Origin of the sequence: Nocardia grenadensis (assembly GCF_050942415.1) — a bacterium.
Classification (GTDB): Bacteria; Actinomycetota; Actinomycetes; order Mycobacteriales; family Mycobacteriaceae; genus Nocardia; species Nocardia grenadensis.
Genome location: NZ_CP192054.1, coordinates 5,648,981 through 5,666,488, shown reverse-complemented (window position 1 = coordinate 5,666,488; position 17,508 = coordinate 5,648,981). Strand labels below are relative to the sequence as shown.

The following is a 17,508-nucleotide window of genomic DNA, read 5'->3' as shown; positions in this document are numbered from 1 at the left end:
GTCGTTGGTGTAGCGGCCCCGGTCGCCGGGCGATGGCATCCTCGGTGGTAACAGATGGGTACCTCCGGCCCATGTAATGATGGACGACGGCGAGTCCGGCGGCGATCGAACGTGCCTTGCACGAGCCACGGGCCGGTAGTTCGGTAGCGGTTTGCCGTCGGCGGGTGGACCGCCCGGAGGAAGCGAACAAGGCAGGCAGGTTGATGGGTTCGGTTGTCGGTGAGCAGTGTGACCACCACCAGGAAGTGATGTAGGCATGACCCGAACGGCGCGCACACGACCCGCCCGGACCCGGCGGCCTCGGGGCACGACCCTGCCCCAGCTGATGGCGACAGCGGTCGAGACCAACCCCTCGGGTGTCGCCCTCAGCTACGCCGACGCCACCGGTAATCTCGGCCGGCTCACCTACGCCGAACTGGACGAACGTTCCAATCGGCTCGCCCGGCTGCTCATCGCACGCGGTATCGGACCGGAGGACCTGGTCGCGATCGGGATCACCCGCTCGATCGAATCCGTGGTCGCGGTATGGGCGGTGGCCAAGACCGGCGCCGGTTATGTGCCCGTGGACCCGACCTATCCGATGGACCGCGTCACGCATATGGTCACCGATTCCGGCGCCGTCCTCGGCCTTACCGTCACCGAATCATCGCCCGGATTGCCCGGTGAGGTGGAGTGGGTGTCCATCGACAGCGCGGTGGTCTCCGCCGGCCTTTTGCGGTACTCGGCCGAACCGGTCTCCTTCGACGAGCGGCTGCGGCCGCTGCGCGCCGAGCATCCGGCCTATGTCATATACACCTCGGGTTCGACCGGTACACCGAAGGGTGTGGTGATCACCCAGGCCGGCCTCGCCGGGTTCTGCGCCGAACAGCGGGAACGGTATCGCGTCGATGCGACCGCTCGTACCCTGCACTTCGCCTCTCCGTCGTTCGACGCCTCGGTGCTGGAACTGCTTTTGGCGGTGGGCGGGGCGGCGACCATGGTGGTGGTTTCGCCCACGGTCTACGGCGGTGACGATTTGGCCGGGCTGTTGCGCAACGAAGGGGTGACCCATGCCTTTGTCACGCCGGCCGCGCTCGCCTCGGTCGACCCGGCAGGTCTGAACGATCTGCGCATCGTCATCACCGGCGGCGAGTCCTGCCCGCCGGATCTTGTGCGTCGCTGGGCCGTTCCCACGGCCGACGGGCGCCCCCGCGAGTTCTTCAACGCCTACGGCCCGACCGAGACCACAGTCGCGGTCAATATCAGTGCCCCGATGAAACCGGACGAGCCGGTCGGCATCGGTGCGCCGATCCGCGGGATCACCGAATATGTACTGGACGAACGGCTTTCCCCGCTTCCTACGGGGGTGGCAGGCGAACTCTATGTCAGCGGCGCCCAATTGGCGCGCGGCTACCGCAACCGCCCCAGCTCGAGCGCGGAACGTTTTGTGGCAAATCCGTTCGCCGGCGACGGATCCCGGCTCTATCGCACCGGCGACCTGGTGCGTTGGCTGGCCGACGGATCGCTGGAATATATGGGCCGCAACGACTTCCAGGTGAAGATCCGTGGTTTCCGGATCGAGCTCGGTGAGATCGACGCCATACTGGCCGGGCACGAATCGGTGGATTTCTCTGTCACCGTCGGCTACGAGCCCCCCAGCGGGGCGACGGTGCTGGCCAGTTATGTGCATCCGGCGGATGGGGCTCATATCGACCCTGATGAACTGCTCGCGCTGGCCGCGAGCCGGTTTCCCGCGTATATGGTTCCGGCGAGTATCACCGTCCTCGACGAGATTCCGCTGACGCCGGGCGGCAAGATCGACCGCCGTGCGCTGCCCGACCCGCAGTTGCGGACGAAGGCGTACCGGGCGCCGGATACCCCGTTGGAGAAACAGGTCGCGGCCGTTTTCGCCGATCTACTGAATCCCGTGGATCCGGTCGGTGCCGATGACGATTTCTTCGAACTGGGTGGTAATTCGCTGATCGCCGCCCAGGTCGCGGGTCGGTTGGGTGCCACCGTGGACGCCCGCATCCCGGCCAGGGTGTTGTTCGAGGCCCCGACAGTGGCCGAGTTCGCCGTACGCCTGGCTGAACTGAGCGGCTCCGGTGGCCATCAGCCGCTGGTGGCGCGAGAGCGTCCCGATCGGGTGCCGTTGTCGTTGGCTCAGCAGCGGATGTGGTTCCTGAACCGGTTCGATCAGGATTCGGTCGCCTACAACATTCCGATGGCGATCCGATTGGCGGGTGCGCTGGATGTAAACGCACTGCGTGCGGCGGTGTCGGATCTGGTTGCGCGGCATGAGGTATTGCGGACGGTGTATCCGGAGACCGCGTCGGGTCCGGTGCAGCTGGTATTGCCGGTCGGGGAGACCTCGCCGCGTTTGCAGGTGGGTTCGGTTGCCTCGGCGGATGTGGTGGCGGCGGTGGCGGGGTTGGCGTCGGCGGGTTTCGATGTGACGGTCGAGGTGCCGTTGCGGGTGGCACTGTTCCGGGTGAACGACGCGACCGCCGCTGGTGCCGGGCCCGAGGCAGACGGTGCGGCCGGTGAGTTCGTATTGGCGATGGTGGTGCACCATATCGCCGGTGACGGCTTGTCGGTGGGGCCGTTGACCCGGGATCTGATGACCGCATATGCGGCGCGTGCGGCCGGTGATGTGCCGGGTTGGGCGCCGTTGGCGGTGCAGTACGCCGATTATGCGTTGTGGCAGCGCGAATTGCTGGGTGACGAGTCCGATCCGGAATCGATCGCGGCGCAGCAGGTCGGTTACTGGCGGTCGGCGCTGGCTGGCGTGCCGGATCAGCTGGATCTGCCGGTCGACCGTCCGCGTCCGGCCGTGCAGTCTTTCGCGGGCGGGCGGGTGCGGGTCGTTGTCGATGCCGAAGTCCATGCCGGTTTGCAGCGGGTGGCGCAGCAGCGGAACGCGACGTTGTTCATGGTCGTGCACGCGGCATTGGCGGTGCTGCTGTCGCGACTGTCGGGTACGGATGATGTCACTGTCGGTACGCCGGTTGCGGGTCGTGGTGAGGCCGCGCTCGATGATCTGATCGGTATGTTCGTCAACACTCTGGTCTTCCGGACCGAGGTGGATCGTGGGGAGTCGTTCGCGGATCTGTTGTCGCGGCAGCGTGAGGTCGATATCGCGGCGTTCGCGCATGCGGATGTGCCGTTCGAGCGCTTGGTGGAGGTCCTCAATCCGGCGCGGTCGCAGGCGCGGCATCCGTTGTTCCAGATCGGCTTCGCTTTCCAGAACTTGGCACAGCCTAGCCTCGAGCTGCCGGGTTTGACCGTATCGGGTGTGGAATTCGATACCAAGATCTCCCAGTTCGATCTGAACCTGGACCTCGGCGACTCCTACGATGAATCCGGTGCGCCCCTGGGGATCGCGGGTTATCTGACCTATGCCACGGCTCTGTTCGATCACACCACCGTCCAGGGATTCGTCGACCGCTTTGTGCGCTTGCTGGCAGCGGTGGTGGCGGACCCGGCAGTGCCGGTCGGTGATCTGGAGATCCTGGCAACGTCCGAGCGTGACCGCGTGCTGGCGGAGTGGAATGCCACCGAGCATCGGCTGCCGGCGGGGTTGTTGTTGGATGGGTTCAATGCGGTGGCGGCCGCGTATCCGGATCGGGTGGCGGTTTCGTTCGAGGGGACGAGTCTGTCCTATGGTGAGTTCGCGGGTCGGGTGAATCAGCTTGCGCGGCATTTGATCGCGCAGGGTGTGGGTCCGGAGACCCTTGTGGGGTTGTTGGTGTCGCGGTCGCTGGATCTCGTGGTCGGTATGTATGCCGTGGTGGCGGCCGGTGGTGCGTATGTGCCGTTGGATCCGGCGCATCCGGTGGAGCGGATCGGCTACATCCTGGATACGGCGTCGCCGTTGTGTGTGCTGACCACGACTGCCGACGCGGGTGCGGTGCCCGAGGGCACGGGTGTGCCGGTGCTGGTACTGGACACCCTCGACCTGGGTGATCGTGATACCGCACCGGTGACCGATACCGATCGGCGTGCGCCGGTGCGGCCGTCGAATACGGCGTATGTGATCTTCACGTCGGGTTCGACGGGGCGTCCGAAGGGTGTGGCGGTTCCGCATTCGGCGATCAGTAATCAGGTTGCGTGGATGCTGGCGGAGTACCCGTTGGATGCCTCGGATGTGTATTTGCAGAAGACGGCGACGACGTTCGATGTGTCGTTGTGGGGTTACTTCCTGCCGTTGGCTGCCGGTGCGCACCTTGTGGTGGCGACACCGGACGGTCATCGGGATACCGAGTACCTCGCAAGGACGATCGCCGAGCAGCGGGTGACGGTGACCGATTTCGTGCCGTCGATGTTGGGTGTGTTCGCTGCGCATACTCCGGCGGAAGCCCTGCGCAGTCTCGAGCATGTGTTCGTGATCGGTGAGGCGTTGCCGCCGGAGACGGTGGCGGCGATGCATGCGATTTCTGATGCGGCTGTGCATAACTTGTATGGTCCGACCGAGGCTGCGGTGTCGATCACGTATTGGCAGGCGTCCGGTGATGAGTCGGGCAGTGTGCCGATCGGTGTGCCCCAGTGGAATTCCCGCGTGTACGTGTTGGATTCGCGGTTGCGGCCGGTTCCTGCGGGTGTGGTGGGTGAGTTGTATCTCGCGGGTGATCAGTTGGCGCGCGGTTATGTGACGCGTCCGGATTTGTCGGCGGACAGGTTTGTGGCGAGTCCGTTCGATCCCGCGGAGCGGATGTACCGCACCGGCGACCTGGTGCGGTGGAATTACGTCACCGTCGATGCGCACAGCGAGAGCCTGCCGGTACTGGAATACCTGGGTCGTACCGATTTCCAGGTGAAGTTCCGTGGTCAGCGGATCGAGTTGGGGGAGATCGAGTCGGCGTTGCTGGGCCGGCCGGTGGTGAGCCAGGCTGTGGTGACGGTGGCGGCGTCGGATCTGGGTGAGCAGTTGGTCGCCTATGTCGTTGCGGCGCCCGGCGAACAGATCGTTACGGCTGCGCTGCTGGATGCGCTGCGTGATGTGTTGCCGGTGTACATGATCCCGGCCGTGGTCATGCAGTTGGACGCGTTCCCGTTGAACACCTCGGGCAAGCTGGACCGTAAAGCGCTGCCGGCACCGGTGTTCGAGGCCCGTGAGTTCCGCGCCCCCTCGACTCCGATCGAGGAGATCGTGGCGGGCGTGTTCGCCGACGTGCTCGGTGTCGAGCGGATCGGCGCCGATGACGATTTCTTCGCCCTCGGTGGTAACTCGCTGATCGCGACCCAGGTCGCGGCCCGCCTCGGCGCGGCACTGGACGCGCAGGTGCCGGTGCGGATGCTGTTCGAGGCCTCCACCGTGGCAGCGCTGGCCGCCGCGGCCGAGACCGCTACCGGTCGTGGTGGTATGCCGGCGCTGATGGCGCGGGAACGTCCGGAGCGGGTGCCGTTGTCGTTGGCGCAGCAGCGGATGTGGTTCCTGAACCGGTTCGATCAGCAGTCGGCGGCCTACAACCTGCCGATGGCGATCCGGTTGTCGGGCGATCTCGATATCGCCGCGTTGCGCGCGGCGGTCGCCGATGTGGTGGGCCGGCACGAGGTTTTGCGCACGGTGTATCCGGAGACGGAGTCGGGTCCGGTGCAGGTGGTGTTGCCGGCTGCGGAGGCGTCACCGCGTCTGGATGTGCGGTCGGTTGCTGCTGGTGATGTGGTGGCGGCGGTGGCCGGGTTGGGGTCGGCGGGTTTCGATGTGACGGTCGAGGTGCCGTTGCGGGTGGCGCTGTTCCAGGTCGACGGCACAGCCGATGAATTCGTGCTGGCGCTGGTGGTTCATCACATTGCTGGTGATGGTTCGTCGGTGGGGCCGTTGACTCGGGATTTGATGACCGCGTATGCGGCGCGTAGGGCGGGGGATGGTCCGGGGTGGGCGCCGTTGCCGGTGCAGTACGCGGATTACAGTATCTGGCAGCGTGAGCTGCTTGGTGATGAATCCGATCCGGAGTCGTTGGCGGCGCGGCAGGTCGGTTATTGGCGGTCGGCGCTGGCGGGTGTGCCGGATCAGTTGGATTTGCCGGCGGATCGGCCGCGTCCGGCGGTGCAGTCGTTTGCGGGTGGTCGGGTTCGGGTCGTTGTCGATGCCGAGGTTCATGCCGGTTTGCTGCGGGTGGCCCGGGAGCAGAACGCGACTCTGTTCATGGTCGTTCATTCGGCGTTGGCGGTGTTGTTGTCGCGGTTGTCGGGTAGTGATGACATCACTGTGGGTACGCCGGTGGCGGGTCGTGGTGAGGCCGCACTGGATGATTTGATCGGTATGTTTGTGAATACGTTGGTGTTCCGGACCGAGTTGGATCGTGGTGAGTCGTTCACCGATCTGCTTCGTCGGCAGCGTGAGGTCGATATCGCGGCGTTCGCGCATGCGGATGTGCCGTTCGAACGCCTGGTGGAGGTGTTGAATCCGGCGCGTTCGCAGTCGCGTCATCCGTTGTTCCAGGTGGGGTTGTCGTTCCAGAATTTGGCGCAGTCGAGTCTGGAGTTGCCGGGTCTGACGGTGTCGGGTGTGGAGGTCGACACCGAGATCTCGCAGTTCGACCTGAACCTGATCCTCGGCGACACCTACGACGAATCAGGTGCCCCACAGGGGGTCACGGGTTATCTGTCCTACGCCACCGCACTGTTCGACGAGTCCACCGTCGCGGGTTTCGCCGACCGGTTCGCGCGCCTGCTGCGGGAGATCGTGTCCGCTCCCGAAACCGCTGTCGGTGATCTGGAGATCCTGGCGGCGTCCGAGCGTGCTCGGGTGCTGGCGGAGTGGAATGCGACCGAGCATCGGCTGCCGGCGGGGTTGTTGTTGGATGGGTTCAATGCGGTGGCGGCGGCGTATCCGGATCGGGTGGCGGTTTCGTTCGAGGGGACGAGTCTGTCCTATGGTGAGTTCGCGGGTCGGGTGAATCGGCTCGCGCGGCATTTGATCGCCGAGGGTGTGGGTCCGGAGACTCTTGTCGGGTTGTTGGTGTCGCGGTCGCTGGATCTCGTGGTCGGTATGTATGCCGTGGTGGCTGCGGGTGGTGCGTATGTGCCCCTGGATCCGGCGCATCCGGTGGAGCGGATCGGCTACATCCTGGATACGGCGTCGCCGTTGTGCGTGCTGAGCACGACTGCTGATGCGGCCGCGGTCGCCGATGGCGGCGTTGCCGCTGTGGCGCCGGAGGTTCCGGTGCTCACCCTGGACACCATGGATGTCTCGGGATACGCCGATTCCGTGGTGGCCGATGCGGATCGGCGTGCGCCGGTGCGGCCGTCGAATACCGCGTATGTGATTTTCACGTCCGGCTCGACGGGGCGTCCGAAGGGTGTGGCGGTTCCGCATTCGGCGATCAGTAATCAGGTTGCGTGGATGCTGGCGGAATATCCGCTGGGTGCCTCGGATGTGTACCTGCAGAAGACCGCGACGACGTTCGATGTGTCGTTGTGGGGTTATTTCCTGCCGTTGGCTGCCGGTGCGCACCTGGTGGTGGCGACGCCGGACGGTCATCGTGACACCGAGTACTTGGCGCGGACGATCGCCGAGCGCAGCGTCACGGTGACCGACTTCGTGCCGTCCATGTTGGGTGTATTCGCCGCCCATACGCGGGCAGGTTCTATCCCGAGTCTCGAGCATGTGTTCGTGATTGGTGAGGCGTTGCCGCCGGAGACGGTGGCGGCGATGCATGCGATTTCTGATGCGGCTGTGCATAACCTCTATGGTCCGACCGAGGCCGCGGTGTCGATCACGTATTGGCAGGCGTCCGGTGATGAGTCGGGCAGTGTGCCGATTGGTGTGCCGCAGTGGAACAGCCGTGTGTACGTGTTGGATTCCCGTCTCCAGCCGGTTCCTGCGGGTGTGGTGGGTGAGTTGTATCTCGCGGGTGATCAGTTGGCTCGTGGTTATGTGACTCGTCCGGATTTGTCAGCGGATCGGTTTGTGGCGAGCCCGTTCGATGCCGGTCAGCGGATGTACCGGACCGGTGACCTGGTGCGGTGGAGCCGGGTCGAGGCTTCGGTGGAAGGCCGTACGGCGTCTCTGCCGGTGTTGGAGTATTTGGGTCGTACCGATTTCCAGGTGAAGTTCCGTGGTCAGCGGATCGAGTTGGGGGAGATCGAGTCGGCGTTGCTGGGCTTAGCCGGTGGTGAGCCAGGCTGTGGTGACGGTGGCGGCGTCGGATCTGGGTGAGCAGTTGGTCGCCTATGTGGTGCCGGCTCCGGGGGAGCAGGTCGTCTCCGCGGTGCTGCTGGATTCCCTGCGTGATGTGTTGCCGGTGTACATGATCCCGGCCGTGGTCATGCAGTTGGATGCGTTCCCGTTGAACACCTCCGGCAAGCTGGACCGTAAAGCGCTGCCGGCTCCGGTGTTCGAGGCCCGGGAGTTCCGCGCCCCCTCGACCCCGATCGAGGAGATCGTCGCCGGTGTGTTCGCCGAGGTCCTCGGTGTCGAGCGGGTCGGTGCGGATGACGATTTCTTCGCCCTCGGTGGTAACTCGCTGATCGCGACCCAGGTCGCGGCGCGGGTGGCCGCGGCCCTGGACACCAAGGTCGCGGTGCGGACCCTGTTCGAGGCCTCCACCGTGGCGGCGCTGGCCGCCGCTGCGGAATCCGCCACCGGGCGGGGAGATCTGCCGGTGCTGGCGCGGCGGGAACGTCCGGAGCGGGTGCCGTTGTCGTTGGCGCAGCAGCGGATGTGGTTCCTGAACCAGTTCGATACCGATTCGACGGCGTACAACATCCCGGTGGCCGTCCGCCTGTCCGGGAACCTCGATATCGCCGCACTGCGGCAGGCGGTCGCCGATATCGTGGGCCGGCACGAAACGCTGCGGACCGTCTACCCCGCGCAGGACGGGCGGCCATACCAGCTCGTGCTGCCGGTCGGCCGGGCCGTTCCGGATCCGACCCCGGTTCCGGTGGCCGCGACGGAACTCCGCGACCGGATCACCGAGGTGATCGCGACCGGGTTCGATGTCACAGTCGAGGTGCCGCTACGGGTGGCTTTGTTGCAGCCGGCCGACGATGAATACGTCCTGGTCTTCGTGGTGCACCACATCAGTACCGACGGCTGGTCGATGGGACCGCTGACCCGGGACCTGATGACCGCCTACGCCGCGCGCACCTCCGGTTCGGCTCCGGCGTGGACGCCGCTGCCGGTGCAGTACGCCGACTACAGCCTGTGGCAGCGCGAGGTCCTGGGCTCGGAGGACGATCCCGAGAGCCTGGTCAGCGCGCAGGCCGACTACTGGCGCCGGGCGCTGGCAGGCCTGCCGGACGAGCTGAACCTGCCGAGCGACCGGCCGCGTCCGATCGTGCGAACGATGGTCGGTGGCACCGTGCCGTTCCGGATCGACGCCGAACTGCACCGCGCGGTGACGCGATTGGCCGCCGAGCACAATGCGACGGTGTTCATGGTCGTGCACGCGGTCCTGGCACTACTGCTCGCACGGTTGTCGGCCACCGACGATGTGGCTGTCGGTACGCCCGTCGCGGGTCGCGGCGAGGCCGAACTCGACGATGTGGTCGGAATGTTCGTCAACACCCTCGTACTGCGGTCGCATGTGCGCGGCGAGTCGAGTTTCGGTGAGTTCCTGGCGGCGACCCGAGAAACCGATCTGCAGGCGTTCGCGCACGCCGATGTGCCCTTCGAACGACTGGTGGAACTGGTCGACGTGGAGCGGTCGACCGCTCGGCACCCGTTGTTCCAGGTGGCATTGTCGTTCGAGAATCTGCCGCAGGGTGATTTCGAACTGCCCGGGCTGCGGGTCGGCGCTGTCGATTTCGATGCCGACAGCGCCAAGTTCGATCTCTCGCTGCGGATCACCGAAACCGGCGACGGTATGGCGGCCGCCTTCTCCTACGCCCGGGATCTGTTCGACTCCGACACGGTCGGGGTCTTCGCGCGCCGGTTCCTGCACCTGCTGTCGGCCATCGTCCGCCATCCGCAGGCGCCGATCGGCGATCTGCCGATCATCGACGATTCCGAGTACCGCCTACTCACCCATGTCCGCGGTGACGATGTCATGGCGACGGGTCTGCTTCCGAACCTGCTCACCACCGGTGTCCGGGTCAACCCGGACGGTGTGGCGGTGCGCTATCGGGGCCGGTCGGTGACCTATCGGGAGCTGGACGAGCAGTCCTCGCGGTTGGCGCGGGTGCTCATCGATCGCGGCGTCGGTCCGGAGCGGATCGTGGCATTGGCGCTGCCGCGGTCCTACGAGATCGTGCTGGCCTTCTGGGCCGTGGCCAAGGCCGGCGGCGCGCATGTCCCGGTGGATCCGAATTATCCGGCGGACCGGATGCGGCATATGCTCTCCGACTCCGGTGCCGTTTTGGGGCTCACCAGCAGCGAGTACGTGGACCGGTTGCCCGGCGATGCGCAGTGGCTGCTGCTCGACGATCCGGAGTTCCTGGCACAGGTGGCGGCGCAACCGGACAGTGCCGTGACCGACACCGACCGGATCACGCCGTTGGCGATGTCGCATCCGGCGTACGTCATCTACACCTCCGGATCGACCGGTCTGCCCAAGGGCGTGATGGTGACGCATGCCGGTATGGGTGGCCTCGCCGATGTGGCGGCCGATCTGTACAGCGTCGGATCCCGGCACCGGTTCCTGCACATCTGCTCACCGAGTTTCGACCCGTCGGTGCTGGAGTGGGTGTGCACCGCCTACGTGGGTGCGACGCTCGTCGTGGTCCCGGGTGAGATCATCGGCGGTCCGGACCTGGCCGAACTGTTGCGCACCGAAGCGGTGACCCACGCGATCATCACCCCGGCGGTGCTGGGCACGCTGGATCCGGCGGGCCTGGACGCACTCGAGGTGCTGTCGGTGGGTGGCGATGTGACCACCGCCGAACTACTGGCCAAATGGGAGCCGGGCCGCAAGTACTTCAACGGTTACGGCCCCACCGAGACGACCATCATCTCGTCCTACGCGCGACTGTTCGCCGGCGAACACGTCACCATCGGCGATCCGGTGCACGGTATGGCGGCACTGGTCCTGGACGCGCGCCTGAAACCGGTACCTCCGGGCGTGGCGGGCGAGCTGTACCTGGCCGGTGGTGCGCTGGCCCGCGGTTACCACAACCGGCCGGGCCTGACCGCCGACCGGTTCGTCGCCAACCCGTACAGCTTCGAGGGCTCGCGGATGTATCGCACCGGTGATGTGGTGCGCTGGTACGCGAAACCCGGTGCGCGGGCCGGTAACGAGGCGTTGCCGACGGTGCACTGGGAACTGGATTACGTGGGCCGTTCGGATTTCCAGGTCAAGGTCCGCGGTTTCCGCGTGGAGCTCGGCGAGATCGATACGGCGCTGGCGGCGCATCCGGATGTCGAGTACGCGGTAACCCTCGGCCGGGACACCGATGCGGGCGCGACGATCCTGGTGTCGTATGTGCTGGCGGTACCCGGACACAGGGTGGACACCGCCGCGGTGACCGAATTCGTCTCCGCCCGGTTGCCGGCGCATATGGTGCCGTCGGTTGTCATCGTCCTGGACCAGATCCCGCTGACCCCGGTCGGCAAACTGGACCGCAAGGCGCTCCCGGAACCGGTGCTCGAGGCGCAGTCGTTCCGCGCTCCGGTCGGTGCGGTCGAGACGATCATCTGCGAGGTGTTCGCCGACGTCCTCGGGGTCGCGCGGGTCGGCGTGGACGATTCGTTCTTCGCGCTCGGTGGTGACAGCATCCTGTCGATCCAGCTGGTGTCGCGAGCCAAGGCCCGGGGCGTGGTCTTCACACCCCGGGATGTGTTCGAACGCCGGACCGTCGCCGCGCTCGCCGAGGTCGCCGGCCGCGGCGACGCGGATGAGCTGCGACTGGTGGAGCTGCCCGGTGGCGGGGTCGGCGATATGCCGGTGCTGCCGGTCATGTCGCAGATCCTCGACGGAAACACTGCCTATCAGCGTTTCACGCAGCCCATGCTGTTGCGGCTGCCGGTCGATATCGACCGCGAAACCCTGGTCGCCACCCTCGCGGCGGTATTCGACCACCACGACGCCCTGCGCACCCGCCTGCGGGTCGTGGACGGCGCGCCGGCGTTCGAAGCGCTCGCGCCCGGTGCGATCGATATCGACGCGCTGGTGCGCCGGGTCGATCTCGACAATGCCATCGGCGAGGACGAACTGGTCGCCGTCGCGTCCGCCGAATTCGATGCCGCGCTGGACCGGTTGGACCCGGCCGCCGCGGTGATGGCGCAGTTCGTGTGGTTCTCGTTCGACGGCGACCGGCGCGATGTACTGCTCTTCGCCGCGCACCACTTCGTGGTCGACGGCGTGTCCTGGCGCATCATCATCCCGGATCTGGCGCTGGCCTGGTCGCAGCTCGCGGCCGGTGCCGCGGTGACGCTGCCGCCGGTCGGGACCTCGCTGCGCCGGTGGGCGCACGGGCTGGCCGAGGCCGCCGCCGAGCCCGGCCGGGTCGCGGAACTGCCGTACTGGCAGCAGATCGCCGCCACCCCGGATCCGCTGCTGGGGGCCCGGGCCTTCGACCCCGCCGTCGATACCAACGCCACGGTCGAACGCTTCGAGGTGTCACTGCCCGCCGATATCACCGAGGCTGTGCTGACCACCGTCGGTGCCCGCTACCACGGCGGACCCAACGATGCCCTGCTGGCGGCGCTGGCGCTGGCACTGGCCCGGTGGCGCGACGCCGGTCCGTCCGCGGCGGCGCTGATCAAACTGGAAGGCCACGGTCGCGAAGAGACCGTGGTGCCCGGGGCCGACCTGTCCCGCACCGTCGGCTGGTTCACCGCCGTGCATCCGCTCCGGCTGGATCTGCCCGGGATCGATATCGACGAGGCCTTCGCCGGTGGTCCCGCATTCGGCGTGCTGGTGAAGTCGGTAAAGGAACAGCTGCTCGCGGTGCCGGACAAGGGCCTGGGTTACGGCCTGCTCCGCTATCTGAACCCCGAGACCGGGGACCGGTTGCCGGACCGGGTACCGGGCCAGATCAGCTTCAACTATCTGGGCCGTGTCTCCGCCGGGGAGGTCTCGCCCGAACTCGCCGAGCTCGGCTGGATGCCGACCGCCGAACTGGGTGCGATCGGTGCGGACGCGGACCGGGATATGCCGGCCAACGCCGTGCTGGATATCAATGCCATCGTCAATTCCGGCGCCGAGGGTTCGGTGCTGAGCGCGGTGTTCGCCTACCCCGCCGGGGTGCTCACCGAGCCGCGGGCCCGCGAGTTCGCGGAGCTGTGGATCGCCGCGCTCACCGCCCTCGCCGACCATGTCCGCCGGCCGGAAGCGGGCGGTTTCACGCCGTCCGATATGTCACTGGTGCGGGTATCGCAGGGTGATATCGAACGGTGGGAGCGCACCTATCCGGCACTGTCGGAGGTCTGGCCGCTGTCGCCGCTGCAGTCGGGTCTGCTGTTCCACGCCCAGTTCATCCAGGACGGCGTGGACGTCTACACCATGCAGTCGTCGGTCGACCTGGCCGGCACGGTGGACCCGGCGCGGCTGCGGGCCGCCGCCGAGGCGATGATCGGCCGGTACCCGAACCTGCGGACCGCGTTCGTCGCCGACAGCGCCGGTCAGTGGGTGCAGGTCGTGCTCGACACGGTGCCGGTACCGTGGCGCGATATCGATCTGCGCGGCCTGCCGGAGGACGAACGGGCCGGCGAGCTGCGCCGGTTGCTGGCCGTGGACCAGGCCGAGCACTTCGATATGGCGGTCCCGCCGCTGATCCGGTTCCACCTCGTGCGATTGACCGAGGACGCGTGGCAGCTGGCGATCACCACGCACCACATCCTGCTCGACGGCTGGTCCATGCCGCTGCTCATGCGGGAACTGCTGGTGCTCTACGCGCTTCGCGGCGATACCTCCGCGCTGCCGCGGGTGGCCTCGTACCGTAATTTCCTGTCCTGGCTCGGCGAGCGCGATCGGACCGCCTCCGCAGCGGCCTGGCGGGCGGAACTGGCCGGTTTCACCGAACCCTCACTGCTGGTTTCGCAACCGGTGCCGGCGGAGAACTACGAAATCGGCACCGTCGTGACAGAACTCGACGCGGACCGGACGCGGCAGCTGACCACGCGGGCCACCGAGCTCGGGATCACGATGAACACGCTGCTGCAGGCGGCCTGGGGTGTGCTGCTCGGCTGGATGACCGGACGCGACGATGTGGTGTTCGGTGCCACGGTGTCCGGCCGTCCCGCCGAACTCCCCGGTATCGAATCCATGGTCGGTCTGTTCATCAACACCCTGCCGGTCCGGGTGCGCCTCGAGCACCGGGCCACCACCGGCGAGCTGCTTACCGGCCTGCAGCGCGCGCAGGCCGCCCTGCTGGAACACCACTATCTCGGGCTGACCGATATCCAGCGGGCCGCCGGGACCGCGGTGCAGTTCGACAGCCTGTTCGTGTTCGAGTCCTATCCCACCGATGCCGCCGAAGTCGCCGCCACCGGTGATATCGACGGTATGTCGATCGCCGGGGTGGGCACGCGGGACAACAGCCATTACCCGCTGACCCTGGTGGTGACCGCGGACAATACGGTCCGGATCGCGCTGAAGTACCTGACCAGCTCGTTCACGGCCGAGACGATCGATACCGCCGCCACGCGGCTGCTGCGGGTGATCGACCAGCTGGTCGACGCGCCGGAACTACCGGTGGGCGAGGTGGAGTTCCTGAGCGCGACCGAACGGGCGGAGCTGGGATCGCGGTCCGGTGGTCCGGCGGTGTCCGCCCGGACCCTGCCGGATCTGCTGGCCGCCGCGGTGGCCGAGGACCGGTCGGCACCGGCGGTGGTGTTCCGGGATCAGCGGCTGTCCTACGGCGAGATGGACGAGCGGTCGAACCGGCTGGCGCGGGTGCTGATCGAGCGCGGCCTGGGTGCCGAGGATCTGGTGGCGGTGGCGGTGCCGCGGTCGGCGGATTCGGTGCTGGCCGAGTGGGCGGTCACCAGATCGGGTGCGGCGTTCCTGCCGGTGGATCCGACGTATCCGGCCGATCGGATCGCGCATATGTTGTCCGATTCCGGTGCCGCGGTGGGTATCACGGTGTCGTCGGTGCGGGCCGAGCTGCCGGATTCGGTGGATTGGCTGGTGCTCGACGAACTGGATTCGCGAGGCCACTCCGCCGCGGCGGTCACCGACGCCGACCGGGTCCGTCCGCTGACGCCGGCGAACACCGCCTACGTCATCTACACCTCCGGTTCCACCGGCGTGCCCAAGGGCGTGGTCGTCACGCACGCCGGTCTGGCGAACTTCAGTGCCGAACAGGTCGAACGGTATGGACTCAACCGGCATTCGCGGGCGCTGGCCTTCGCGTCGCCGAGTTTCGATGCCTCGATTCTGGAACTGCTGCTGGCGGTTGGGTCCGCGGGTGCGTTGGTGGTGGTGCCGACCGGTACCTACGGTGGTGCCGAGCTGGGTGAGCTGATCTCCCGGGAGCGGGTGACGGTCGGATTGATCACGCCGTCGGTGCTGGCCTCGCTGGACCCGGCCGATCTGGCGGGTATGCGGGTGATCATCGCCGGTGGTGAGGCCATCTCGGCGGATCTGGTGGCGAAGTGGTCCACGATCCGCGACGGTGGGGTCGAGCGTCGGTTGCACAACGCCTATGGCCCGACCGAGGCGACTGTGGCGACGAATATCAGTGGTGCGCTGCTACCGGGCGATCCGGTGACGATCGGCGGTCCGGTGCGGGGTATGCGCGCGCTGGTACTGGACGACCGGTTGAACCCGGTCCCCGAGGGCGTCGCCGGTGAGCTGTACGTCGGTGGTATCCAGCTGGCGCGCGGCTATCACGCGCGGGCGGGTCTGACGGCGGAGCGTTTCGTCGCCGACCCGTTCGGTGCGCCGGGGTCGCGGCTGTACCGCACGGGTGACATCGTGCGCTGGCGGCGCGACGGTGCCGGTGATCCGGCGGTCGAGTATGTGGGCCGCAATGACTTCCAGGTCAAGATCCGCGGTTTCCGTATCGAACTCGGTGAGATCGATTCCGCGCTGACCTCCTCCGACGGCATCGATTTCGCGGTCACGGTCGGGCACCGCAACCCGGCCGGCGTGGTATCGCTGGTGTCGTATGTGGTGGCCGCCCCGGGTGTCTCCGTCGATACGGCGGGCGTGCGCGCGCAGATCGAGGAGCGACTGCCGGGCTATATGGTGCCGTCCTCGATCACGGTGATCGAGGAGATCCCGTTGACCCCGGCCGGAAAGCTGGACCGCAACGCATTGCCGGAACCGGTGTTCGCGGCCGATGCCGGCTACCGTGCACCGCGCACACCGCTGGAACAGACCGTGGCCGAGGTCTTCGCCGAGGTCCTGGGCGTGGACCGGGTGGGGGTGGACGATTCGTTCTTCGCCCTCGGCGGTAACTCGCTGCTCGCGACCAAGGTGGCGGCCCGGCTGGGTGCGGTCACCGGTGCAGAGATCAGTGTGCAGTGGATGTTCACCGAGGCGACGGTCGCCGGGCTGGCCGCCCGGATCGCCGAACCGGGTGCCGCGGCGGAACTGTCCGAAGCGGCATTGCGGGTCGTGCTGCCCATCCGGGAGACCGGGACGGCGACCCCGATCTTCGCGGTCCATGCCCGCGACGGGCTGGCATGGAGTTTCGCCGCGTTGACCGGGCTGCTGCCGGACGATCAGCCGATCTACGGTCTCCAGTCGCCCGCCTACACCGAACCCGACTACGCGCCGGATTCGCTGGCGGAGATCGCGGCCCGGTATCTCGCGGAGATCCGGCGGATCCAGCCCGACGGCCCGTATCGGCTGCTCGGCTGGTCCCTGGGCGGCGTACTGGCCCACGCCGTCGCCACCGAGTTGCAGGCGGCGGGGGAGCAGGTCGAGATGCTGGCCCTGCTCGACAGCCATCCGGCCGTCGACCCGGGGATCTTCGAAACCCTGCTCCGTGCCGCACTGGTGGAACAGGGCATCCTGACCGAGGAACCGGGGACGGACCGGGCTGTCGGCGAACTCGACGATGCCGAACTGGAACGACTGCACCAACTGATCCCGCCGGAACTGCTGACCTTGCCGGTGGAACGGTTGCGCGGGGTGTACCGGACCGCGGCACGATCGGCGGAACTGATCTCCGAACACCGGCCCCGGACCTACCGCGGTGTCATCGATTTCTTCCGTGCCGAGGTGCCCACGCCGGGTGCGCAGCAGTCCGGCCCGCGAGCGGAGGACTGGTTGCCGTATGTGGCCGGGGAAATCGTCGAATACGCGGTACCGGCGACACACGACGAGATGACGACGGCGGAATCGTTCGCGGTGGTCGCGCCACGGCTGCTGGCCCGGCTCCGGGGGACCGGCGACGGAAACTGAATCCGGTACGCGGTCGGCGGCGCCATGACGAAGGCGGCCGACCGCGTCGCGGTTCGGTAGTGAACACCCAGTTCGGCGGTATCGGGTAAGCCGAACGGACGCCGGATCACTCGCTCTGCCTCCCTCAACCGAGGACCAGCGGAAGCCTTGTGGCCGACTCGCCCAGCGCGTCCTGTTCGTCCGCTGTCGCGGCGCGGCGACCGGTGCCGATCAACAGGGTGTACCTGAATCGGTGCGCGGCCCGGCGCGCCCGGCCGTCGACCCGCCCGCGGGGGCCGATCATGACCGC

Annotated in this window: 3 protein-coding genes; 2 read left to right on the top strand and 1 reads right to left on the bottom strand. The window is 67.2% G+C overall.

Features of this window, described 5'->3' with window-relative positions:
• Window positions 1–313 precede the first annotated feature (313 nt).
• On the top strand, window positions 314–8,143 hold the full coding sequence (locus tag ACQPYS_RS26025) for an amino acid adenylation domain-containing protein (protein WP_433493134.1): 7,830 nt from the start codon (window positions 314–316) through the stop codon (window positions 8,141–8,143).
• Entirely contained in the window at window positions 8,097–17,219 is a 9,123-nt protein-coding gene (locus tag ACQPYS_RS26020; protein ID WP_433491083.1) for an amino acid adenylation domain-containing protein, read from the top strand. The genes ACQPYS_RS26025 and ACQPYS_RS26020 overlap by 47 nt, the downstream gene beginning before the upstream one ends.
• A gap of 124 nt (window positions 17,220–17,343) precedes the next feature.
• On the opposite strand, the gene ACQPYS_RS26015 is transcribed toward ACQPYS_RS26020, so the two are convergent.
• Window positions 17,344–17,502: a hypothetical protein gene (locus tag ACQPYS_RS26015; RefSeq protein ID WP_433491082.1), complete on the bottom strand. Its 159-nt coding sequence runs from the start codon at window positions 17,500–17,502 to the stop codon at window positions 17,344–17,346.
• Between the last annotated feature and the right edge of the window lie 6 nt (window positions 17,503–17,508).

Coding starts and splice junctions, on each gene's coding strand:
- ACQPYS_RS26015 (WP_433491082.1), bottom strand. CDS start 17,502: ATGATCGGCCCCCGCGGGCGGGTCGACGGCCGGGCGCGCCGGGCCGCG.